This is a genomic window from Streptomyces africanus (genome assembly GCF_030816955.1).
Taxonomy (GTDB): Bacteria; Actinomycetota; Actinomycetes; order Streptomycetales; family Streptomycetaceae; genus Streptomyces; species Streptomyces africanus.
The window spans coordinates 5,248,995-5,267,777 of record NZ_JAUSYP010000001.1; the positions used below are offsets into that span (position 1 = coordinate 5,248,995).

The 18,783-nt window shown below is 66.4% G+C and carries 32 protein-coding genes and 1 pseudogene; all 33 read left to right on the forward strand.

Translation table 11 applies throughout. From position 1 onward, the window contains the following. The first annotated feature begins 4 nt into the window (after positions 1 to 4). The gene (locus QF034_RS24465) at positions 5 to 496 is read left to right on the forward strand and encodes a hypothetical protein (protein ID WP_307176969.1); all 492 of its coding nucleotides are present in this window, start codon (positions 5 to 7) and stop codon (positions 494 to 496) included. Continuing rightward, positions 480 to 1,457 carry an SUKH-3 domain-containing protein gene (locus tag QF034_RS24470; protein WP_370880841.1) on the forward strand — a complete coding sequence of 326 codons (978 nt, stop codon included), beginning with the start codon at positions 480 to 482 and terminating at the stop codon, positions 1,455 to 1,457. The genes QF034_RS24465 and QF034_RS24470 overlap by 17 nt, the downstream gene beginning before the upstream one ends. Before the next feature lie 40 nt (positions 1,458 to 1,497). Next, a pseudogene (locus QF034_RS41565) lies at positions 1,498 to 1,684 on the forward strand (RHS repeat-associated core domain-containing protein); the annotation flags it as partial. A gap of 308 nt (positions 1,685 to 1,992) precedes the next feature. Then, positions 1,993 to 2,466 carry a hypothetical protein gene (locus QF034_RS24480; RefSeq protein WP_307176972.1) on the forward strand — a complete coding sequence of 158 codons (474 nt, stop codon included), beginning with the start codon at positions 1,993 to 1,995 and terminating at the stop codon, positions 2,464 to 2,466. A 500-nt stretch (positions 2,467 to 2,966) separates the two neighbouring features. Then, positions 2,967 to 3,275, forward strand: coding sequence for a 30S ribosomal protein S10 (gene rpsJ / locus QF034_RS24485; protein WP_003948644.1), 309 nt, complete (start codon positions 2,967 to 2,969; stop codon positions 3,273 to 3,275). Positions 3,276 to 3,292: 17 nt separating this feature from the next. Continuing rightward, positions 3,293 to 3,937, forward strand: coding sequence for a 50S ribosomal protein L3 (gene rplC / locus QF034_RS24490; RefSeq protein WP_003992355.1), 645 nt, complete (start codon positions 3,293 to 3,295; stop codon positions 3,935 to 3,937). 4 nt (positions 3,938 to 3,941) lie between these two features. Further along, positions 3,942 to 4,598 carry a 50S ribosomal protein L4 gene (gene rplD / locus QF034_RS24495; protein WP_306964750.1) on the forward strand — a complete coding sequence of 219 codons (657 nt, stop codon included), beginning with the start codon at positions 3,942 to 3,944 and terminating at the stop codon, positions 4,596 to 4,598. Further along, entirely contained in the window at positions 4,598 to 5,017 is a 420-nt protein-coding gene (gene rplW, locus QF034_RS24500) for a 50S ribosomal protein L23 (protein ID WP_086601016.1), read from the forward strand. Before rplD ends, rplW begins: the two co-directional genes overlap by 1 nt. 38 nt (positions 5,018 to 5,055) lie before the next feature. After that, positions 5,056 to 5,892 carry a 50S ribosomal protein L2 gene (gene rplB, locus QF034_RS24505; protein ID WP_086560683.1) on the forward strand — a complete coding sequence of 279 codons (837 nt, stop codon included), beginning with the start codon at positions 5,056 to 5,058 and terminating at the stop codon, positions 5,890 to 5,892. Between the two features lie 12 nt (positions 5,893 to 5,904). After that, complete coding sequence (gene rpsS / locus QF034_RS24510; protein ID WP_003992359.1) at positions 5,905 to 6,186, forward strand: 30S ribosomal protein S19; 282 nt, start codon at positions 5,905 to 5,907, stop codon at positions 6,184 to 6,186. A gap of 42 nt (positions 6,187 to 6,228) precedes the next feature. Then, complete coding sequence (gene rplV, locus QF034_RS24515; RefSeq protein ID WP_010036727.1) at positions 6,229 to 6,576, forward strand: 50S ribosomal protein L22; 348 nt, start codon at positions 6,229 to 6,231, stop codon at positions 6,574 to 6,576. Continuing rightward, the gene (gene rpsC / locus QF034_RS24520) at positions 6,576 to 7,400 is read left to right on the forward strand and encodes a 30S ribosomal protein S3 (protein WP_086560684.1); all 825 of its coding nucleotides are present in this window, start codon (positions 6,576 to 6,578) and stop codon (positions 7,398 to 7,400) included. The genes rplV and rpsC overlap by 1 nt, the downstream gene beginning before the upstream one ends. A gap of 5 nt (positions 7,401 to 7,405) precedes the next feature. Next, complete coding sequence (rplP, locus tag QF034_RS24525) at positions 7,406 to 7,825, forward strand: 50S ribosomal protein L16 (protein WP_004984526.1); 420 nt, start codon at positions 7,406 to 7,408, stop codon at positions 7,823 to 7,825. Beyond that, positions 7,825 to 8,049 (forward strand): 50S ribosomal protein L29, encoded by a 225-nt coding sequence (gene rpmC, locus QF034_RS24530; RefSeq protein WP_010036720.1) that lies wholly within the window; start codon positions 7,825 to 7,827, stop codon positions 8,047 to 8,049. Before rplP ends, rpmC begins: the two co-directional genes overlap by 1 nt. Next, complete coding sequence (gene rpsQ / locus QF034_RS24535; protein WP_010036717.1) at positions 8,049 to 8,336, forward strand: 30S ribosomal protein S17; 288 nt, start codon at positions 8,049 to 8,051, stop codon at positions 8,334 to 8,336. The genes rpmC and rpsQ overlap by 1 nt, the downstream gene beginning before the upstream one ends. Positions 8,337 to 8,523: 187 nt before the next feature. Further along, positions 8,524 to 8,892 carry a 50S ribosomal protein L14 gene (gene rplN, locus QF034_RS24540; RefSeq protein WP_003998823.1) on the forward strand — a complete coding sequence of 123 codons (369 nt, stop codon included), beginning with the start codon at positions 8,524 to 8,526 and terminating at the stop codon, positions 8,890 to 8,892. Positions 8,893 to 8,894: 2 nt separating this feature from the next. Next, positions 8,895 to 9,218, forward strand: a complete 324-nt coding sequence (gene rplX / locus QF034_RS24545; protein WP_003992365.1) for a 50S ribosomal protein L24 — start codon at positions 8,895 to 8,897, stop codon at positions 9,216 to 9,218. Beyond that, the gene (gene rplE, locus QF034_RS24550) at positions 9,218 to 9,775 is read left to right on the forward strand and encodes a 50S ribosomal protein L5 (RefSeq protein WP_010036711.1); all 558 of its coding nucleotides are present in this window, start codon (positions 9,218 to 9,220) and stop codon (positions 9,773 to 9,775) included. Before rplX ends, rplE begins: the two co-directional genes overlap by 1 nt. A 5-nt stretch (positions 9,776 to 9,780) precedes the next feature. After that, positions 9,781 to 9,966, forward strand: coding sequence for a type Z 30S ribosomal protein S14 (locus QF034_RS24555; RefSeq protein ID WP_003948630.1), 186 nt, complete (start codon positions 9,781 to 9,783; stop codon positions 9,964 to 9,966). Between the two features lie 213 nt (positions 9,967 to 10,179). Continuing rightward, positions 10,180 to 10,578 carry a 30S ribosomal protein S8 gene (gene rpsH / locus QF034_RS24560; RefSeq protein ID WP_003992367.1) on the forward strand — a complete coding sequence of 133 codons (399 nt, stop codon included), beginning with the start codon at positions 10,180 to 10,182 and terminating at the stop codon, positions 10,576 to 10,578. A gap of 23 nt (positions 10,579 to 10,601) precedes the next feature. After that, a complete protein-coding gene (gene rplF / locus QF034_RS24565; RefSeq protein WP_010036705.1) occupies positions 10,602 to 11,141 on the forward strand; it encodes a 50S ribosomal protein L6 in 540 nt (179 codons plus the stop codon). A gap of 3 nt (positions 11,142 to 11,144) precedes the next feature. Continuing rightward, on the forward strand, positions 11,145 to 11,528 hold the full coding sequence (rplR, locus tag QF034_RS24570) for a 50S ribosomal protein L18 (protein ID WP_007494754.1): 384 nt from the start codon (positions 11,145 to 11,147) through the stop codon (positions 11,526 to 11,528). Positions 11,529 to 11,571: 43 nt separating this feature from the next. Then, positions 11,572 to 12,180: a 30S ribosomal protein S5 gene (gene rpsE, locus QF034_RS24575; RefSeq protein ID WP_030671799.1), complete on the forward strand. Its 609-nt coding sequence runs from the start codon at positions 11,572 to 11,574 to the stop codon at positions 12,178 to 12,180. Then, positions 12,180 to 12,362: a 50S ribosomal protein L30 gene (rpmD, locus tag QF034_RS24580; protein WP_005481207.1), complete on the forward strand. Its 183-nt coding sequence runs from the start codon at positions 12,180 to 12,182 to the stop codon at positions 12,360 to 12,362. The genes rpsE and rpmD overlap by 1 nt, the downstream gene beginning before the upstream one ends. A gap of 2 nt (positions 12,363 to 12,364) precedes the next feature. Beyond that, positions 12,365 to 12,820 (forward strand): 50S ribosomal protein L15, encoded by a 456-nt coding sequence (rplO, locus tag QF034_RS24585; protein WP_059424841.1) that lies wholly within the window; start codon positions 12,365 to 12,367, stop codon positions 12,818 to 12,820. Positions 12,821 to 13,054: 234 nt separating this feature from the next. Beyond that, a complete protein-coding gene (secY, locus tag QF034_RS24590) occupies positions 13,055 to 14,368 on the forward strand; it encodes a preprotein translocase subunit SecY (protein WP_307176973.1) in 1,314 nt (437 codons plus the stop codon). Continuing rightward, positions 14,368 to 15,030 carry an adenylate kinase gene (locus QF034_RS24595; protein ID WP_086560687.1) on the forward strand — a complete coding sequence of 221 codons (663 nt, stop codon included), beginning with the start codon at positions 14,368 to 14,370 and terminating at the stop codon, positions 15,028 to 15,030. The genes secY and QF034_RS24595 overlap by 1 nt, the downstream gene beginning before the upstream one ends. A 130-nt stretch (positions 15,031 to 15,160) precedes the next feature. Then, entirely contained in the window at positions 15,161 to 15,997 is an 837-nt protein-coding gene (gene map, locus QF034_RS24600; RefSeq protein ID WP_307176974.1) for a type I methionyl aminopeptidase, read from the forward strand. 172 nt (positions 15,998 to 16,169) lie between these two features. Then, on the forward strand, positions 16,170 to 16,391 hold the full coding sequence (gene infA / locus QF034_RS24605) for a translation initiation factor IF-1 (RefSeq protein WP_003948620.1): 222 nt from the start codon (positions 16,170 to 16,172) through the stop codon (positions 16,389 to 16,391). A gap of 56 nt (positions 16,392 to 16,447) precedes the next feature. Continuing rightward, the gene (gene rpmJ / locus QF034_RS24610; protein ID WP_003974245.1) at positions 16,448 to 16,561 is read left to right on the forward strand and encodes a 50S ribosomal protein L36; all 114 of its coding nucleotides are present in this window, start codon (positions 16,448 to 16,450) and stop codon (positions 16,559 to 16,561) included. A gap of 187 nt (positions 16,562 to 16,748) precedes the next feature. Continuing rightward, complete coding sequence (rpsM, locus tag QF034_RS24615; protein ID WP_003992375.1) at positions 16,749 to 17,129, forward strand: 30S ribosomal protein S13; 381 nt, start codon at positions 16,749 to 16,751, stop codon at positions 17,127 to 17,129. 64 nt (positions 17,130 to 17,193) lie between these two features. Further along, positions 17,194 to 17,598 carry a 30S ribosomal protein S11 gene (gene rpsK, locus QF034_RS24620; protein ID WP_003956432.1) on the forward strand — a complete coding sequence of 135 codons (405 nt, stop codon included), beginning with the start codon at positions 17,194 to 17,196 and terminating at the stop codon, positions 17,596 to 17,598. 153 nt (positions 17,599 to 17,751) lie between these two features. Next, positions 17,752 to 18,774 carry a DNA-directed RNA polymerase subunit alpha gene (locus QF034_RS24625; RefSeq protein WP_003966937.1) on the forward strand — a complete coding sequence of 341 codons (1,023 nt, stop codon included), beginning with the start codon at positions 17,752 to 17,754 and terminating at the stop codon, positions 18,772 to 18,774. Positions 18,775 to 18,783: the final 9 nt, after the last annotated feature.

Below are 18,783 nucleotides of genomic sequence, written 5' to 3' on the forward strand. Positions count from 1 at the left end.
GTAAATGGTTGACGTAACTGAAGAACTGAGTCGGCTGTCCGACCTCGACAGGCTCACTGGTCAAGCCGTCGAAGCGGTTCTCGCCGCATCGGGCTGGGAAGGCGAGCGCAGGAATCCGGCGAAGGAATGGGCGACCACCTGGAGGCGGGGCGACGCCGGCACCTGGATACAGGGCGACGGGCCGGTGGAGGTGGAGTTCACCCTCTGGTTCCGCGAGGTCGCCGACGAGTGGCCCGACCCTGACGCGTACCTGGACGACTTGTACGACATCGCCGCCACCGAACTCCCGGCTGTCGTCTCCCAGCTCCAGTCCGGAGCGCTCGGAACTCGCCTCGAGGTGTCCGACGAGGACCTGACGGGCGGGGCGGACTTCACCGACCACACCGCCTGGAGGGTCTCCGGCAAGGTCCTTCTGGCAGGGGTCAAGCACGACGACACCGAAGCACCCGTGCAGCTCGTCGTCGTCCTGCGCGAGGGTGATGTACGTGCGTGCTGATCAGGCACGTGGTTGGTCCGCGCAGACCGATGAAGTGCTGCGGCGCGCGGGCTGGTGGCCCGGCCGTTCCGTGCCGACCGACACCTGGGAGTCGATCCTGCGTGAGCGCGGGTCCTGCGTGGCCCATGAAGCCGCGCGTCGGTTCCTCTCCGAATTCGGGGGTCTGGTGACGTACGGCTGGCCCGCCGACACGATCACCACGTCGTCGGCGATCCGTTTCGACCCCCTGAAGGCCAGTTGGCAGAGCGAGCGGTTCGCGTGGGCGAGCCGGGAAGCGGGGGCGTCCCTCTGTCCCGTTGGCACGGCCGACCAAGGTGCCAGCTTCCTCGGTATCACCGAGGACGGGGCACTCCACCTGGTAAGGGACCACGTGGAACAGCTGGCCGAGACCACCGACCGGGCGCTGGACCGCCTGGTCGAGGTGCAGGCGGCCCGGTCTGCCCTATGGACGCCAGGGGTACCAGCGGCCGAGCACGCGTTCTGGCGTCGACTGCACACCGCGGAGACCGGCCCGGACGCCGGACTGCGCTGGTCCGAGGAGGCGGACCGGGTGCTGCGGGCCGGCGGCTGGTTCCCGGGCCGGTCAGTTCCCACGCAGACCTGGGAGAGCATCCTTCTGCAGACCGGCGAGTTCGAGATCCACGATGCGGCACGGCGTTTCCTGGCGGAGTTCGGCGCCGTGGGCGTGTCCTACCGCGAGCCATGGGACCCGATGCCGTGGATGGAGTTCTCGCTGGACCCGCTGCTCGCCATCTGGGACGCGGAGATCATCGACGACCTCGCCGAGCAGGCGGGCGTCGACCTGTACCCCATCGGCATGCGCGACCGCGGGAACCAGCACCTGGCCATTGCGGAGGACGGCTCGGTCTACGCCGGCATGGACAGCGTCTGGCTGCTCGCCCACACACCCGACGAAGCCTTGCAGAAGCTCACCAGCAGGATCCGGCCGACCGGTACGTGACGCCCGGCTGCTGCTCGCTGCCGGCGGTGACAGCGGCCTGTGCCCTCTGGCCTTCCCGGGCCAGTACCGCGACGCCGAAACCGGCCTGCATTACAACCTGGCCCGCTACTACGACCCGGACACGGCGAGTTACCCCAGCCCCGACCCGCTCGGGCTGGTCCCTGCCCCCAACCACCACGCGTATGTCGGCAACCCACTTCGGTGGAGCGACCCGCTCGGCCTTGAGGGCGACGAGCCGATCCGCATCTACGACGACTCGACATTCGACAAGCATGGTTCGAGCAGCAGTTCGTCGGCCAAGGGAGAGATCGGTCGCGCTCCCACGGACGGCCAGGCCGCGCTGGACCGGTCCATCACGCGGGGCGATGGTAGCAACCCGGATGACTTCCGGCGCATCGGGCCTCGTACCCGTCGAGCGCTGTCAAGGAGAGCCACCTGACCAAGCTCGTCAGGGCCGGAATGATCAACAACAAGAAGAAGCAGAAGGTGCTTCCCCCTAAGTGCGACAACTGACAGGTGACGGGGACGGTTCGTTATGGCGTCCGACTTGGACTGGGAAAGCGGCGAAGGACTGTTGGGCATCGACGACCCGGCAGAGTGGGATGCCGCGTTCGAGCGTGGCGAAAAGCATCTCGGTACAGCGGCGATCGGTTTGGCCTTCAACTGTTCGCTGGAGGATGCGTCGCCTCGGATCGTCCGGGCGATGCAGCTACCGGATGCCGCTCAGCGCGGGTTCGCGTTCACCGCGGCGGGCACCGCGGCCCGGCTCAACGGCGCGTTGACGCCAGAGCTGTACGCCGCGCTGCGGGCGGAGGGCCCCGGCCGCAAGAGCATCGCCGAGAACGCCATCGACGACACCCTCGACTACGTGCCGTTCCGGCAGCTTCCGATGTGGCTCAAATGGCGCAAGATCGTGTCAAAGGTGCAGGACAAGCTGGAGACCTGGCGGCTGGAGTCCGTCTATGCCGTCAGTGACGCCTGGCGGGCCCTGCGCGGTCGGCGTTCATGAACCGGGCGGTGGGGGAAGAAATGACCGGGGCATCCCGAACAGGCACGGCTGTGATCGACCCCGGTCTGGGTTTCGGGGTCGGTGGCGTTTGATTCCTGCCACCGCCGGGGTAGTCTCTTCCGCCCGATTGGCGTCCGCCCTGCCCCGTATGGCAGACTGTCCGAGTTGCTCGGTCGAGTGTTGATGCTGCGCGCCTCCCGCCGGGAGGACCGGAAGCGAGTCCCACAGTACTCGTCGCCCTAACTGCCACACGGCAGCGCTGGGGCGGACGTACGGGAATCTTTCGGGAAGTGTCAGTGCGGCGCCGGCCAGGCACCCGGTGGGCTTTCGCCTCCGGCTCGCGGTACCGGAAGGGCCGTGTGCAATCCCGCAGGGATGTTCGAATAAGGGGCATCTGTGTCAGCGGGAGAGCGACACGCCCGACCGCGTGGGTCGGAGAGGGAAGGGAAATGGAACACCGGGTTCCAGAGCGTTACGAGAGACAGGACTACTGAGTAGCCATGGCGGGACAGAAGATCCGCATCCGGCTCAAGGCCTACGACCACGAGGTCATCGACAGCTCGGCGAAGAAGATCGTCGAGACGGTGACGCGTACTGGTGCGTCGGTCGCGGGCCCGGTGCCGCTGCCCACTGAGAAGAACGTGTACTGCGTCATCAAGTCGCCGCACAAGTACAAGGACTCGCGCGAGCACTTCGAGATGCGCACGCACAAGCGCCTGATCGACATCCTCGACCCCACCCCCAAGACCGTTGACTCTCTGATGCGACTCGACCTCCCGGCCGGTGTCGACATCGAGATCAAGCTCTGAGGCCGGTGATCTGAGAGATGGCTAAGCAGATCAAGGGCATCCTGGGCGAGAAGCTCGGCATGACGCAGGTGTGGGACGCGAACAACCGCGTCGTCCCGGTCACCGTCGTCAAGGCCGGCCCCAACGTCGTCACCCAGGTCCGTACGAACGATGTCGACGGCTACGAGTCCGTCCAGATCGCTTTCGGCGAGATCGACCCGCGCAAGGTGAACAAGCCCCTCAAGGGCCACTTCTCCAAGGCCGACGTCACCCCCCGTCGCCACCTCGTCGAGATCCGCACCGCGGACGCCTCCGAGTACACGCTGGGCCAGGAGATCACCGCTGAGGTGTTCGAGGCCGGCGTGAAGGTCGACGTGACCGGCAAGAGCAAGGGCAAGGGCTTCGCCGGTGTCATGAAGCGCCACAACTTCCGTGGCCTCGGCGCCGGACACGGCACCCAGCGCAAGCACCGCTCTCCCGGCTCCATCGGTGGCTGCGCCACCCCGGGCCGTGTGTTCAAGGGCCTCCGCATGGCGGGTCGCATGGGCAACGAGCGGGTCACCACCCAGAACCTGACCGTCCACGCCGTTGACGCGGAGAAGGGTCTGCTGCTCATCAAGGGCGCGGTTCCCGGTCCGAACGGCGGCCTCGTCCTGGTCCGCACCGCGGCCAAGGGGGCCTGAGGTAATGAGCACTGTTGACATCCTTTCGCCGGCGGGCGACAAGGCCGGTTCCGTCGAGCTCCCCGCGGAGATCTTCGACGTCGAGAAGGTCAGCATTCCGCTGATCCACCAGGTCGTCGTCGCACAGCTGGCCGCTGCCCGCCAGGGCACGCACAAGACCAAGACCCGTGGCGAGGTCCGCGGCGGTGGCAAGAAGCCCTACCGCCAGAAGGGCACCGGTCGCGCCCGTCAGGGCTCGACCCGCGCGCCGCAGTTCGCCGGTGGTGGCGTCGTGCACGGTCCCGTGCCGCGTGACTACTCGCAGCGGACGCCCAAGAAGATGAAGGCTGCCGCGCTGCGTCACGCCCTCACTGACCGGGCCCGTCACAACCGCATCCACGTCGTCTCCGGCGTGATCGAGGGCGAGACCCCCTCCACCAAGGCCGCCAAGAGCCTGTTCGGCAAGATCAGCGAGCGCAAGAACCTGCTCCTGGTCGTCGACCGCTCCGACGAGGCCGCGTGGCTGTCCGCCCGCAACCTGCCCCAGGTCCACATCCTGGAGCCGGGCCAGCTGAACACGTACGACGTTCTCGTCTCGGACGACGTGGTCTTCACCAAGGCCGCTTTCGAGTCCTTCGTCGCCGGCCCGAAGGCCAACGACACCGAAGGGAGCGAGGTCTGATGGCCATCCGTCACCCCGCTATCGCCTCGAAGGCCGCGAAGAAGGCCAAGGAGGCTCGCGTCAAGAAGGCGCGTCGCCACGCCACCGAGGGCAAGAACACCGTCGAGACCCCGCTGAGCAAGTCCTTCACGGACCCCCGTGACGTGCTGCTCAAGCCGGTCGTCTCGGAGAAGAGCTACGCGCTCCTCGACGAGGGCAAGTACACGTTCATCGTCGACCCGAGCGCCAACAAGACCCAGATCAAGCAGGCCGTTCAGTCGGTCTTCTCGGTCAAGGTCACCGGGGTCAACACGATCAACCGCCAGGGCAAGCGCAAGCGCACCAAGACCGGTTTCGGTCAGCGTGCCGGCTCCAAGCGCGCGATCGTGACCCTCGCCGAGGGCGACCGTATCGACATCTTCGGCGGTCCGACCGCGTAAGCGGTCAGGATCGTCCGGAATCGGACGAGGACTGAGAAATGGGTATCCGCAAGTACAAGCCGACGACTCCTGGCCGTCGTGGTGCCAGCGTCGCCGACTTCGTCGAGGTCACGCGGTCCACGCCGGAGAAGTCGTTGGTCCGCCCCCTGCACAGCAAGGGTGGCCGTAACAACTCCGGTCGTGTGACCGTCCGCCACCAGGGTGGTGGCCACAAGCGCGCCTACCGCGTGATCGACTTCCGTCGTCACGACAAGGACGGCGTGCCGGCGAAGGTCGCGCACATCGAGTACGACCCCAACCGCACCGCGCGCATCGCGCTGCTGCACTACGCGGACGGCGAGAAGCGCTACATCCTCGCGCCGCGTGGCCTGTCGCAGGGCGACCGCGTCGAGAACGGTCCCGGGGCCGACATCAAGCCGGGCAACAACCTTGCCCTCCGGAACATCCCGGTCGGTACCACGCTGCACGCCATCGAGCTGCGTCCGGGCGGCGGCGCGAAGTTCGCCCGCTCCGCCGGCGCCTCGGTGCAGCTGCTCGCGAAGGAGGGCTCGATGGCCCACCTCCGCATGCCGTCCGGTGAGATCCGCCTGGTCGACCAGCGCTGCCGCGCCACGGTCGGCGAGGTGGGCAACGCCGAGCAGAGCAACATCAACTGGGGCAAGGCCGGCCGCAAGCGCTGGCTGGGCGTCCGCCCGACCGTGCGTGGTGTGGTCATGAACCCGGTTGACCACCCGCACGGTGGTGGTGAGGGCCGTACCTCCGGTGGTCGCCACCCGGTGTCCCCGTGGGGCAAGAAGGAAGGCCGTACTCGTTCGCCCAAGAAGGCGTCGAACAAGTACATCGTCCGCCGCCGCAAGACGAACAAGAAGCGCTAGGAGCGGGTTTAGATGCCGCGCAGTCTCAAGAAGGGGCCCTTCGTCGACGACCACCTGATCAAGAAGGTGGACGCCCAGAACGAAGCCGGCACCAAGAACGTCATCAAGACCTGGTCCCGTCGCTCCATGATCGTGCCGGCCATGCTCGGCCACACGCTCGCGGTGCACAACGGCAAGACCCACATTCCGGTGTTTGTCACCGAGTCGATGGTCGGCCACAAGCTCGGCGAGTTCTCGCCGACGCGCACCTTCCGGGGTCACGTCAAGGACGACCGGAAGTCGAAGCGCCGCTAAGCGCGGGGTGGAATGACCATGACAGACACTGGAAGGACAACCATGGAAGCCAGGGCCCAGGCGCGGTACATCCGCGTCACGCCCATGAAGGCCCGCCGAGTGGTGGACCTCATCCGTGGCCTGAACGCCACGGAGGCTCAGGCGGTCCTGCGTTTCGCCCCGCAGGCCGCGAGCGTGCCGGTCGGCAAGGTGCTGGACAGCGCCATCGCCAACGCCGCGCACAACTACGACCACACCGATGTCGACAGCCTCTACATCTCCGAGGCCTACGTCGACGAGGGCCCGACCCTGAAGCGGTTCCGTCCGCGTGCCCAGGGCCGTGCCTACCGGATCCGCAAGCGGACCAGCCACATCACCGTGGTCGTCAGCAGCAAGGAAGGAACCCGGTAATGGGCCAGAAGGTAAACCCGCACGGGTTCCGGCTCGGCGTTACGACCGACTTCAAGTCGCGCTGGTACGCCGACAAGCTGTACAAGGACTACGTCAAGGAAGACGTCGCCATCCGTCGGATGATGACGTCCGGCATGGAGCGCGCCGGCATCTCCAAGGTCGAGATCGAGCGCACCCGTGACCGTGTGCGTGTGGACATCCACACCGCTCGTCCGGGCATCGTCATCGGCCGCCGCGGCGCCGAGGCCGACCGTATCCGCGGTGACCTCGAGAAGCTCACCGGCAAGCAGGTCCAGCTGAACATCCTCGAGGTCAAGAACCCCGAGACCGACGCTCAGCTGGTTGCCCAGGCCGTCGCCGAGCAGCTCTCCTCCCGCGTCTCCTTCCGCCGCGCCATGCGTAAGAGCATGCAGTCGGCGATGAAGGCCGGCGCCAAGGGCATCAAGATCCAGTGCGGTGGCCGCCTCGGTGGCGCCGAGATGTCCCGCTCGGAGTTCTACCGCGAGGGCCGTGTGCCCCTGCACACGCTCCGCGCGAACGTGGACTACGGCTTCTTCGAGGCCAAGACGACCTTCGGCCGCATCGGTGTGAAGGTCTGGATCTACAAGGGCGACGTCAAGAACATCGCCGAGGTCCGCGCCGAGAACGCCGCTGCCCGTGCGGGTAACCGCCCGGCCCGCGGCGGTGCCGACCGCCCGGCCCGTGGTGGCCGCGGTGGCGAGCGGCGCGGTCGCAAGCCGCAGCAGGCTGCCGGCGCCGAGGCCCCCAAGGCCGAGGCTCCCGCGTCCGCCGCTCCGGCTGAGAGCACCGGAACGGAGGCCTGACCGACATGCTGATCCCCCGTAGGGTCAAGCACCGCAAGCAGCACCACCCCAAGCGCAACGGCATGTCCAAGGGTGGCACGCAGGTTGCGTTCGGCGAGTACGGCATCCAGGCGCTGACCCCGGCCTATGTGACGAACCGCCAGATCGAGGCCGCTCGTATCGCCATGACGCGTCACATCAAGCGTGGTGGCAAGGTCTGGATCAACATCTACCCGGACCGCCCCCTCACCAAGAAGCCGGCCGAGACCCGCATGGGTTCCGGTAAGGGCTCGCCGGAGTGGTGGGTGGCCAACGTCAAGCCCGGACGCGTGATGTTCGAGCTGTCGTACCCCAACGAGAAGATCGCGCGCGAGGCCCTGACCCGTGCGGCTCACAAGCTGCCGATGAAGTGCAAGATCGTCAAGCGCGAGGCAGGTGAAGCGTGATGTCGGCCGGTACCAAGGCGTCCGAGCTGCGCGAGCTGGGCAACGAGGAGCTGCTCAACAAGCTCCGCGAGGCCAAGGAAGAGCTGTTCAACCTCCGCTTCCAGGCGGCGACGGGCCAGCTCGAGAACCACGGTCGGCTCAAGGCCGTCCGCAAGGACATCGCGCGGATCTACACCCTGATGCGTGAGCGCGAGCTGGGCATCGAGACGGTGGAGAGCGCCTGATGAGCGAGAGCAACGTGACTGAAGAGACCAAGACGGACCGCGGATTCCGCAAGACCCGTGAGGGTCTGGTCGTCAGCGACAAGATGGACAAGACCGTCGTCGTCGCCGTCGAGGACCGCGTCAAGCACGCGCTGTACGGCAAGGTCATCCGCCGTACGAACAAGCTCAAGGCGCACGACGAGCAGAACGCCGCCGGCGTCGGCGACCGGGTTCTCCTGATGGAGACCCGTCCGCTCTCGGCGACGAAGCGCTGGCGCGTCGTGGAGATCCTCGAGAAGGCGAAGTAACCAAGCGGGGGGCGTGAGCCCCCTGCTGACCCCCGCCGGGGGCGGCCATGCGGCCCCCGGTGTGGGTTTTCGCCCGCAGAGGCCTAAGTAATTCCTTCGGGGGCTACCCCGCAGGACAGTTCCGCCAGGCTCGCAGGTGCGTCCCGAAAGGGCCCTGCGGGAACCGGCAGACAACCAGGAGATAGACGTGATCCAGCAGGAGTCGCGACTGCGTGTCGCCGACAACACGGGTGCGAAGGAGATCCTCTGCATCCGTGTGCTCGGCGGCTCCGGTCGCCGCTACGCGGGTATCGGTGACGTCATCGTCGCCACCGTCAAGGACGCGATCCCCGGTGGCAACGTGAAGAAGGGTGACGTCGTCAAGGCGGTCATCGTTCGCACCGTCAAGGAGCGCCGCCGTCCGGACGGCTCGTACATCCGCTTCGACGAGAACGCCGCCGTCATTCTGAAGAACGACGGCGACCCTCGTGGCACCCGTATCTTCGGCCCGGTCGGCCGTGAGCTGCGCGAGAAGAAGTTCATGAAGATCATCTCCCTCGCGCCGGAGGTGCTGTGAGCATGAAGATCAAGAAGGGCGACCTGGTCCAGGTCATCACCGGTAAGGACAAGGGCAAGCAGGGCAAGGTCATCGCGGCCTTCCCCCGTGAGGACCGTGTCCTGGTCGAGGGTGTCAACCGGGTCAAGAAGCACACCAAGGCCGGTCCGACGGCTCGCGGTTCGCAGGCCGGCGGCATCGTCACCACCGAGGCGCCGATCCACGTCTCCAACGTCCAGCTGGTCGTGGAGAAGGACGGCAACAAGGTCGTGACCCGCGTCGGTTACCGCTTCGACGACGAAGGCAACAAGATCCGCGTTGCCAAGCGGACGGGTGAGGACATCTGATGACGACCACCACCACTCCGCGACTGAAGCAGAAGTACCGTGAGGAGATCACGGGCAAGCTGCGTGACGAGTTCAAGTACGAGAACGTCATGCAGATCCCCGGTCTCGTCAAGATCGTGGTCAACATGGGTGTGGGCGACGCCGCCCGCGACTCCAAGCTGATCGAGGGAGCCATCCGCGACCTCACCACGATCACCGGTCAGAAGCCGGCCGTCACCAAGGCCCGCAAGTCCATCGCGCAGTTCAAGCTGCGTGAGGGCCAGCCGATCGGTGCCCACGTCACGCTCCGTGGCGACCGCATGTGGGAGTTCCTGGACCGCACCCTGTCGCTCGCGCTGCCGCGCATCCGCGACTTCCGCGGCCTGTCCCCCAAGCAGTTCGACGGCCGTGGCAACTACACCTTCGGTCTCACGGAGCAGGTCATGTTCCACGAGATCGACCAGGACAAGATCGACCGCGTCCGGGGTATGGACATCACCGTGGTCACCACGGCGACCAACGACGCTGAGGGCCGCGCGCTCCTTCGTCACCTCGGCTTCCCCTTCAAGGAGGCGTGAGCGAGATGGCGAAGAAGGCTCTGATTGCCAAGGCTGCTCGCAAGCCCAAGTTCGGTGTGCGTGGCTACACCCGCTGCCAGCGCTGCGGCCGCCCGCACTCCGTGTACCGCAAGTTCGGCCTGTGCCGCGTGTGCCTTCGTGAGATGGCTCACCGTGGCGAGCTGCCGGGCGTGACCAAGAGCTCCTGGTAATCCCCCCTATCAGGGATTAGCAGGGCTCTCGGTAAGCATCTGGGGCGGCAGGACGTCCAGCTCACATGCCTTAGGCTTGTGGGGTTGGGCGTCTGCCGCCGCCCTTACGACTTACTACGCCGTAGGTCCACCGCGCCGCACCCGTCCCGTCTCGGATCGGGGAGAGGGATGGCGCACCAGGAAACCCCGGCGAGAGAGGCCGAAGGCCAATTCATGACCATGACTGATCCGATCGCAGACATGTTGACGCGTCTGCGGAACGCGAACTCGGCGTACCACGACTCCGTGGCGATGCCGCACTCGAAGATCAAGTCGCACATCGCAGAGATCCTCCAGCAGGAGGGCTTCATCACGGGCTGGAAGGTCGAGGACGCCGAGGTCGGCAAGAACCTCGTCCTGGAGCTGAAGTTCGGCCCCAACCGTGAGCGCTCCATCGCGGGCATCAAGCGGATCTCCAAGCCCGGTCTCCGGGTGTACGCGAAGTCCACCAACCTGCCGAAGGTGCTGGGCGGCCTGGGCGTGGCCATCATCTCCACGTCCCACGGTCTCCTGACCGACAAGCAGGCGCAGAAGAAGGGCGTGGGTGGGGAAGTCCTCGCCTACGTCTGGTAGTTCGGGAACGGAGGAGAGACAACATGTCGCGTATCGGCAAGCTCCCCATCCCGGTTCCCGCCGGCGTGGACGTCACCATCGACGGCCGTACGGTCGCGGTCAAGGGCCCCAAGGGCGAATTGACCCACACCGTCATCGCGCCGATCGACATCGCCAAGGCCGAGGACGGCACCCTTCAGGTGCTGCGGCCCAACGACGAGCGGCAGAGCAAGGCCCTGCACGGCCTGTCCCGCACGCTGGTGGCGAACATGATCACCGGTGTGACCCAGGGATACGTCAAGAAGCTCGAAATCAGCGGTGTCGGCTACCGCGTCGTGGCGAAGGGCTCCAACCTGGAGTTCTCCCTCGGCTACAGCCACCCGATCCTGGTCGAGGCCCCCGAGGGCATCACCTTCAAGGTGGAGTCCCCGACCCGTTTCTCGGTCGAGGGCATCGACAAGCAGAAGGTCGGCGAGGTTGCGGCCAACATCCGCAAGCTGCGCAGGCCCGACCCGTACAAGGCCAAGGGCGTCAAGTACGAGGGCGAAGTCATCCGCCGCAAGGTCGGAAAGGCGGGTAAGTAAGCCATGGCATACGGACAGAAGATCCTTAAGGGCGACGCCTACAAGCGCGCCGCGATCAAGCGCCGCCACATCCGGATCCGTAAGCACATCAACGGTACGGCGGAGCGTCCGCGTCTGGTCGTTACCCGCTCGAACCGCCACATCGTGGCCCAGGTGATCGACGACATCAAGGGTCACACCCTTGCGTCGGCGTCCACCCTGGACACCTCGATCCGCGGTGGTGAGGGCGACAAGTCCGCGCAGGCCAAGCAGGTCGGCGCCCTGGTCGCCGAGCGCGCCAAGGCCGCCGGTGTCGAGGCCGTCGTGTTCGACCGTGGTGGTAACCAGTACGCGGGGCGCATCGCCGCCCTGGCGGACGCCGCCCGCGAGGCCGGACTCAAGTTCTGAGTCCTGGTTCCGTAGCTAGCGGAGACAGAGAGAGGTAATTCCAATGGCTGGACCCCAGCGCCGCGGTGGCGGTGCCGGTGGCGGCGAGCGGCGGGACCGGAAGGGCCGTGACGGCGGCGCAGCTGCCGCCGAGAAGACCGCGTACGTTGAGCGCGTTGTCGCGATCAACCGCGTCGCCAAGGTTGTGAAGGGTGGTCGTCGCTTCAGCTTCACCGCGCTGGTCGTGGTGGGCGACGGTGACGGCACCGTGGGTGTCGGATACGGCAAGGCCAAGGAGGTGCCGGCCGCCATCGCCAAGGGCGTTGAGGAGGCCAAGAAGCACTTCTTCAAGGTCCCCCGCATCCAGGGCACCATCCCGCACCCGATCACGGGTGAGAAGGCTGCCGGCGTCGTTCTCCTCAAGCCGGCTTCGCCGGGTACCGGTGTTATCGCCGGTGGTCCCGTGCGTGCCGTCCTGGAGTGCGCCGGTATCCACGACGTGCTGTCGAAGTCGCTCGGCTCGTCGAACGCGATCAACATCGTGCACGCGACCGTGGAGGCCCTGAAGGGCCTGCAGCGTCCCGAGGAGATCGCGGCTCGCCGTGGTCTGCCGCTCGAGGACGTCGCTCCCGCGGCTCTGCTGCGTGCGCGTGCCGGGGCTGGTGCTGCGTAATGGCTCAGCTCAAGATCACGCAGACGAAGTCGTACATCGGCAGCAAGCAGAACCACCGTGACACCCTGCGCTCCCTTGGTCTCAAGGGCATCAACACGCAGGTCGTCAAGGAGGACCGCCCCGAGTTCCGCGGCATGGTGCACACCGTCCGCCACCTCGTGACGGTCGAGGAGGTCGACTGATCATGGCGGAGAACAACCCGCTCAAGATCCACAACCTCCGTCCCGCCCCGGGCGCCAAGACCGCCAAGACCCGTGTCGGTCGTGGTGAGGCGTCGAAGGGTAAGACGGCCGGTCGTGGTACCAAGGGCACGAAGGCCCGCTACCAGGTTCCGGAGCGCTTCGAGGGTGGCCAGATGCCCCTCCACATGCGTCTCCCGAAGCTGAAGGGCTTCAAGAACCCGTTCAAGACCGAGTACCAGGTCGTGAACCTCGACAAGCTGGCCTCCCTCTACCCCGAGGGTGGCGAGGTCACCGTCGAGTCGCTGGTGGCCAAGGGCGCTGTTCGCAAGAACAGCCTCGTCAAGGTCCTCGGCCAGGGCGAGATCTCCGTGGCGCTGCAGGTGACGGTCGACGCCGTCTCCGGCTCGGCCAAGGAGAAGATCACCGCCGCCGGCGGTACCGTCACCGAGCTCGTCTGAACACCACAGGCGTCTCGATGACCTGAGCGATCCCGACCGGGGATATCCCACAAATGGGGTATCCCCGGTCGGTCGTTCCAAGGGGGCAGTCTCGCCGGTAAGGTGGCCTGCACTGCCCACTTTTCACAGGGTGCTGCACTTCGGGCACTCTGAGCGGCAGCTGCCCGTTACTTATTCGTCGAACCTCAAGACCGTCACCCTTGACGCAGTTGCGCGGGGGTCGCAGGAGGCACCGTGCTCACCGCGTTCGCCCGGGCGTTCAAGACGCCCGACCTGCGCAAGAAGCTGCTCTTCACGCTCGGCATCATCGTGGTCTACCGGGTCGGTACGCACATCCCGATCCCGGGCGTCGACTACCGGAACGTCCAGACCTGTATCGACAATGCCCAGGCCAACCAGGGCCTGTTCGGTCTGGTCAACATGTTCAGCGGCGGCGCGCTGCTGCAGATCACGATCTTCGCGCTGGGCATCATGCCGTACATCACGGCGAGCATCATTCTGCAGCTGCTGACCGTGGTGATTCCGCGCCTGGAAGCCCTGAAGAAGGAGGGCCAGGCCGGTACGGCGAAGATCACGCAGTACACCCGTTACCTGACGGTGGCCCTCGCCATCCTTCAGGGCACCGGCCTCGTCGCCACCGCCCGCAGCGGCGCTCTGTTCCAGGGCTGCCCGGTGGCCAGCCAGATCGTCCCGGACCAGTCGATCTTCGTCACCATCACCATGGTCATCACCATGACCGCCGGTACGGCGTTCGTGATGTGGCTCGGCGAGCTCATCACCGACCGCGGCATCGGCAACGGCATGTCGATCCTGATGTTCATCTCGATCGCCGCCACCTTCCCGTCCGCCCTGTGGGCCATCAAGGAGCAGGGCTCCCTGGCCGACGGCTGGATCGAGTTCGGCACCGTCATCGCGGTCGGCCTCGTCATGGTCGGCCTGGTGGTCTTCGTCGAGCAGGCCCAGCGCCGCATCCCCGTTCAGTACGCCAAGCGCATGATCGGCCGACGTTCCTACGGTGGTACGTCCACGTACATCCCGCTGAAGGTGAACCAGGCGGGTGTGATTCCCGTCATCTTCGCCTCGTCGCTGCTCTACATCCCGGCGCTGATCGCCCAGTTCGCCGGAGGCACCTCGGGCTGGAAAACCTGGATCGAGCAACACTTCGTCAAGGGCGACCACCCGTACTACATCATTTCGTACTTCCTGCTGATCGTTTTCTTCGCATTCTTCTACGTCGCGATCTCCTTCAACCCCGAGGAAGTCGCCGACAACATGAAGAAGTATGGTGGCTTCATCCCGGGCATCCGGGCTGGCCGACCGACCGCTGAGTACCTGAGCTACGTGCTCAACCGGATCACCTGGCCGGGTTCGCTGTACCTGGGTCTGATCGCTCTCGTGCCGACGATGGCGTTGGTTGGTTTCGGGGCAAACCAGAACTTCCCGTTCGGCGGCACCAGCATCCTGATCATCGTGGGTGTCGGTCTCGAGACGGTGAAGCAGATCGAGAGCCAGCTCCAGCAGCGCAATTACGAAGGGTTCCTCCGCTGATGCGTATCGTCCTCGTCGGGCCGCCGGGTGCCGGTAAGGGAACGCAGGCCGCGTTCCTGGCCAAGAACCTGTCGATCCCGCACATCTCCACGGGCGACCTGTTCCGGGCCAACATCAGCCAGCAGACGGAACTCGGCAAACTGGCGAAGTCCTACATGGACGCGGGCAATCTCGTGCCCGACGAGGTCACCATCGCGATGGCGAAGGACCGCATGGAGCAGCCGGACGCCGAGAACGGCTTCCTGCTGGACGGCTTCCCGCGCAACGTCTCCCAGGCCGAGGCGCTCGACGAGCTGCTCGAGACCGAGAGCATGCAGCTCGACGCGGTGCTGGACCTGGAGGTCCCCGAGGACGAGGTGGTCAAGCGGATCGCCGGCCGCCGCATCTGCCGCAACGACTCCTCGCACGTCTTCCACGTGACGTACAAGCAGCCGGCCAAGGAAGGCGTCTGCGACGTCTGCGGTGGCGAGCTGTACCAGCGGGACGACGACTCCGAGGAGACGGTGCGGACGCGCCTGGAGGTCTACCACACGCAGACCGAGCCGATCATCGACTACTACAAGGCCCAGGGCCTGGTGGTCACGATCTCCGCGCTCGGCAAGGTGGAGGACGTCACGACGCGCGCCATGGAGGCGCTCAAGCGTGGCGAGGACGACAAGTAGTCGTTCGTGCGCAGCTACGGCCGCGGTTCCCCTCGGGGGCCGCGGCTGCTGTGTGGACGGGGCCGTCGCCCGGCCCCGTATCGTTGAAGGCGTTCACCGTCGCCGAAGGTCCAGAAAGGCCGTAGCCCCCATGGTGCAGATCAAGACCCCCGAGCAGATCGCCAAGATGCGTGAGGCGGGGCTGGTCGTCGCGGCCATTCACGCGGCGACCCGCGAAGCCGCCGTGCCAGGGGCCACGACGAAGGATCTGGACCAGGTCGCCCGCAAGGTGCTCGCCGAGCACAACGCCAAGCCGAACTTCCTCGGCTACGGCGGCTTCCCCGCGACCATCTGCACCTCGGTGAACGAGGTCGTCGTTCACGGCATCCCCTCCGACGACGTCGTCCTCAAGGACGGGGACGTCATCTCCATCGACTGCGGCGCGATCATCGACGGCTGGCACGGCGACGCCGCGTACACGGCCTTCGTGGGCTCCGGTCACGCCCCGGAGCTGGTCGAGCTCTCCCGGGTGACCGAGGAGTCGATGTGGGCCGGCATCGCGGCCATGAAGCAGGGCAACCGGCTGGTCGACGTCTCCCGGGCGATCGAGACGTACATCCGCCGCCAGCCCAAGCCCGGCGGCGGCCGGTACGGGATCATCGAGGACTACGGCGGCCACGGCATCGGCACCGAGATGCACATGGACCCGCACCTGCTGAACTACGTCGACCGCCGGCGCGGCAAAGGCCCGAAGCTGGTGCCGGGCTTCTGCCTCGCGATCGAGCCCATGGTCTCGCTCGGCACGCCGAAGACCGAGGTCCTCCAGGACGACTGGACGGTCGTCACCACGGACGGCACGTGGTCGTCCCACTGGGAGCACTCCGTCGCTCTGACGGAGCAGGGGCCGCTCGTGCTCACGGCTCCCGACGGGGGCAAGGCCAAGCTGGCGGAGCTCGGTATCGTCGCTGCTCCGGATCCGCTGGGCTGAGCGCCTTCCCGCGCCCCTTCGGGGCGCGCATAAGGATCTCTCTACCGGGGCAGACTCTCGATTCGTGTTTCCGAGGGCCCTGACGTAGACTGACTCGTCGGCTCTTGTGCATCCGCATGTCTGCATGCGCTCGCACTGAGTCGATCAAGGTAGTCGATTCGAAGGGCGAAGCGTGGCCAAGAAGCAAGGTGCCATCGAGATCGAGGGCACTGTCGTCGAGTCTCTTCCGAACGCCATGTTCAAGGTCGAGCTCCAGAACGGCCACCAGGTCCTGGCACACATCAGCGGCAAGATGCGTATGCACTACATCCGCATCCTCCCTGACGACCGGGTCGTGGTGGAGCTGTCTCCGTACGACCTGACGCGTGGCCGGATCGTCTACCGCTACAAGTAGATCTTGCCCGCGCCCCGGCTTCCGGGGTGGTGGCACTGACCCGGAGAACCTCACCCATGAAGGTCAAGCCGAGCGTCAAGAAGATCTGCGACAAGTGCAGGGTGATCCGCCGTCACGGCCGGGTCATGGTCATCTGCGACAACCCGCGCCACAAGCAGCGCCAGGGCTGACGCACGACCGATCCCTCTGCCTTCCTCGCAGGGATTCGCGCGACGCAAGCTGAATATGTTCATACGCAGGACCCGGACCTTCGGGTCTGACACCCCCGGTCGGAGGCCGGGGACCCAGTTCGTACCTCATACGGCGGCTGGGAGTCGGTTCTGCGGAAGACCTCCGTCAAGTAACTGGAGCCATTGAATGGCACGCGTTTCCGGTGTTGACATCCCGCGCGACAAGCGCGTGGAGATCGCCCTCACCTACGTGTTCGGCATTGGCCGGACCCTCTCGCAGCAGACGCTGGCCGCCACCGGCGTCGACCCGAACACCCGCGTTCGCGACCTCTCCGAGGAGCAGCTCGTCGCGATCCGCGAGTTCGTCGACAACAACATCAAGACCGAGGGTGACCTCCGTCGCGAGATCCAGGCCGACATCCGCCGCAAGGTCGAGATCGGTACCTACCAGGGTCTGCGTCACCGCCGCGGCCTGCCCGTCCGCGGTCAGCGCACCAGCACCAACGCCCGCACCCGCAAGGGCCCGCGTCGCGCCATCGCCGGCAAGAAGAAGCCGGGCAAGAAGTAGTCCTCAGCGGACGCTCGTCAGCGGTCTTCGCTGCAGGACCGACCACCTCCCGTAGGAGTTATAGATGCCCCCCAAGGGTCGTCAGGGCGCTGCCAAGAAGGTGCGCCGCAAGGAAAAGAAGAACGTCGCTCACGGCCACGCGCACATCAAGAGCACGTTCAACAACACGATCGTCTCGATCACGGACCCGTCCGGCAACGTGATCTCCTGGGCCTCCGCCGGCCACGTCGGCTTCAAGGGCTCCCGGAAGTCCACGCCGTTCGCCGCGCAGATGGCCGCCGAGTCGGCTGCCCGCCGCGCCCAGGAGCACGGCATGCGCAAGGTCGACGTGTTCGTCAAGGGCCCGGGTTCCGGTCGTGAGACCGCCATCCGTTCGCTCCAGGCGACCGGTCTCGAGGTCGGCTCCATCCAGGACGTCACCCCGACCCCGCACAACGGCTGCCGCCCGCCGAAGCGCCGCCGCGTCTGACGCGACGCCTTCGGGTTCTCGGTTTTCGGGCGGTACGGCTCCGTAAAAGGGCCGTATCGCCCGTACCCTTGCAGTACCCGTCCCTTTTCGTCGGGGACGGTCGAGTCGGGCGTCATATAGCGGGCGCCCCCGACTGAAGGATCTGATCCACACATGCTGATCGCTCAGCGTCCCTCGTTGACCGAAGAGGTCGTCGACGAGTTCCGCTCCCGGTTCGTGATCGAGCCGCTGGAGCCGGGCTTCGGTTACACCCTCGGCAACTCCCTCCGCCGGACCCTCCTCTCCTCGATCCCGGGTGCGGCGGTCACGTCCATCCGCATCGACGGTGTCCTGCACGAGTTCACCACCGTGCCGGGCGTCAAGGAGGACGTCACCGACCTGATCCTCAACATCAAGCAGCTGGTCGTCTCCTCGGAGCACGACGAGCCGGTCGTGATGTACCTGCGCAAGCAGGGCCCGGGTCTGGTCACCGCCGCCGACATCGCGCCCCCGGCCGGTGTCGAGGTGCACAACCCCGACCTCGTCCTCGCCACGCTCAACGGCAAGGGCAAGCTGGAGATGGAGCTGACGGTCGAGCGCGGCCGCGGTTACGTCTCCGCCGTGCAGAACAAGCAGGTCGGCCAGGAGATCGGCCGGATCCCGGTCGACTCGATCTACTCGCCGGTGCTCAAGGTCACGTACAAGGTCGAGGCCACGCGTGTCGAGCAGCGGACCGACTTCGACAAGCTGATCGTCGACGTCGAGACCAAGCAGGCCATGCGTCCGCGTGACGCCATGGCGTCGGCCGGCAAGACCCTGGTCGAGCTGTTCGGTCTGGCCCGCGAGCTCAACATCGACGCCGAGGGCATCGACATGGGCCCGTCCCCCACGGACGCCGCCCTCGCCGCCGATCTGGCGCTGCCGATCGAGGAGCTGGAGCTCACCGTTCGGTCGTACAACTGCCTCAAGCGTGAGGGCATCCACAGCGTGGGTGAGCTCGTGGCTCGTTCTGAGGCCGACCTCCTCGACATTCGCAACTTCGGTGCGAAGTCCATCGACGAGGTCAAGGCGAAGCTGGCCGGCATGGGCCTGGCCCTGAAGGACAGCCCGCCCGGATTCGACCCGACCGCCGCGGCGGATGCCTTCGGGGCCGATGACGACGCTGACGCCGGATTCGTGGAGACCGAGCAGTACTGAGAGCTCGGG

Excerpts from the sequence above, each read along its gene's own strand:
- rpsQ (WP_010036717.1), top strand. The coding sequence starts at position 8,049 with ATGAGCGAGAGCAACGTGACTGAAGAGACCAAGACGGACCGCGGATTC.
- rplP (WP_004984526.1), top strand. The coding sequence starts at position 7,406 with ATGCTGATCCCCCGTAGGGTCAAGCACCGCAAGCAGCACCACCCCAAG.
- map (WP_307176974.1), top strand. The coding sequence starts at position 15,161 with ATGGTGCAGATCAAGACCCCCGAGCAGATCGCCAAGATGCGTGAGGCG.
- rpsC (WP_086560684.1), top strand. The coding sequence starts at position 6,576 with ATGGGCCAGAAGGTAAACCCGCACGGGTTCCGGCTCGGCGTTACGACC.
- QF034_RS24595 (WP_086560687.1), top strand. The coding sequence starts at position 14,368 with ATGCGTATCGTCCTCGTCGGGCCGCCGGGTGCCGGTAAGGGAACGCAG.
- rplO (WP_059424841.1), top strand. The coding sequence starts at position 12,365 with ATGGCGGAGAACAACCCGCTCAAGATCCACAACCTCCGTCCCGCCCCG.
- rpsJ (WP_003948644.1), top strand. The coding sequence starts at position 2,967 with ATGGCGGGACAGAAGATCCGCATCCGGCTCAAGGCCTACGACCACGAG.
- QF034_RS24625 (WP_003966937.1), top strand. The coding sequence starts at position 17,752 with ATGCTGATCGCTCAGCGTCCCTCGTTGACCGAAGAGGTCGTCGACGAG.
- rplC (WP_003992355.1), top strand. The coding sequence starts at position 3,293 with ATGGCTAAGCAGATCAAGGGCATCCTGGGCGAGAAGCTCGGCATGACG.
- rplD (WP_306964750.1), top strand. The coding sequence starts at position 3,942 with ATGAGCACTGTTGACATCCTTTCGCCGGCGGGCGACAAGGCCGGTTCC.
- rpmD (WP_005481207.1), top strand. The coding sequence starts at position 12,180 with ATGGCTCAGCTCAAGATCACGCAGACGAAGTCGTACATCGGCAGCAAG.
- rplR (WP_007494754.1), top strand. The coding sequence starts at position 11,145 with ATGGCATACGGACAGAAGATCCTTAAGGGCGACGCCTACAAGCGCGCC.
- rplF (WP_010036705.1), top strand. The coding sequence starts at position 10,602 with ATGTCGCGTATCGGCAAGCTCCCCATCCCGGTTCCCGCCGGCGTGGAC.
- QF034_RS24480 (WP_307176972.1), top strand. The coding sequence starts at position 1,993 with ATGGCGTCCGACTTGGACTGGGAAAGCGGCGAAGGACTGTTGGGCATC.
- rplV (WP_010036727.1), top strand. The coding sequence starts at position 6,229 with ATGGAAGCCAGGGCCCAGGCGCGGTACATCCGCGTCACGCCCATGAAG.
- QF034_RS24470 (WP_370880841.1), top strand. The coding sequence starts at position 480 with ATGTACGTGCGTGCTGATCAGGCACGTGGTTGGTCCGCGCAGACCGAT.
- QF034_RS24555 (WP_003948630.1), top strand. The coding sequence starts at position 9,781 with ATGGCGAAGAAGGCTCTGATTGCCAAGGCTGCTCGCAAGCCCAAGTTC.
- rplE (WP_010036711.1), top strand. The coding sequence starts at position 9,218 with ATGACGACCACCACCACTCCGCGACTGAAGCAGAAGTACCGTGAGGAG.
- rpmJ (WP_003974245.1), top strand. The coding sequence starts at position 16,448 with ATGAAGGTCAAGCCGAGCGTCAAGAAGATCTGCGACAAGTGCAGGGTG.
- rplW (WP_086601016.1), top strand. The coding sequence starts at position 4,598 with ATGGCCATCCGTCACCCCGCTATCGCCTCGAAGGCCGCGAAGAAGGCC.
- QF034_RS24465 (WP_307176969.1), top strand. The coding sequence starts at position 5 with ATGGTTGACGTAACTGAAGAACTGAGTCGGCTGTCCGACCTCGACAGG.
- rpsK (WP_003956432.1), top strand. The coding sequence starts at position 17,194 with ATGCCCCCCAAGGGTCGTCAGGGCGCTGCCAAGAAGGTGCGCCGCAAG.
- rpsM (WP_003992375.1), top strand. The coding sequence starts at position 16,749 with ATGGCACGCGTTTCCGGTGTTGACATCCCGCGCGACAAGCGCGTGGAG.
- rpsS (WP_003992359.1), top strand. The coding sequence starts at position 5,905 with ATGCCGCGCAGTCTCAAGAAGGGGCCCTTCGTCGACGACCACCTGATC.
- rplX (WP_003992365.1), top strand. The coding sequence starts at position 8,895 with ATGAAGATCAAGAAGGGCGACCTGGTCCAGGTCATCACCGGTAAGGAC.
- rpsE (WP_030671799.1), top strand. The coding sequence starts at position 11,572 with ATGGCTGGACCCCAGCGCCGCGGTGGCGGTGCCGGTGGCGGCGAGCGG.
- rplB (WP_086560683.1), top strand. The coding sequence starts at position 5,056 with ATGGGTATCCGCAAGTACAAGCCGACGACTCCTGGCCGTCGTGGTGCC.
- rpsH (WP_003992367.1), top strand. The coding sequence starts at position 10,180 with ATGACCATGACTGATCCGATCGCAGACATGTTGACGCGTCTGCGGAAC.
- rpmC (WP_010036720.1), top strand. The coding sequence starts at position 7,825 with ATGTCGGCCGGTACCAAGGCGTCCGAGCTGCGCGAGCTGGGCAACGAG.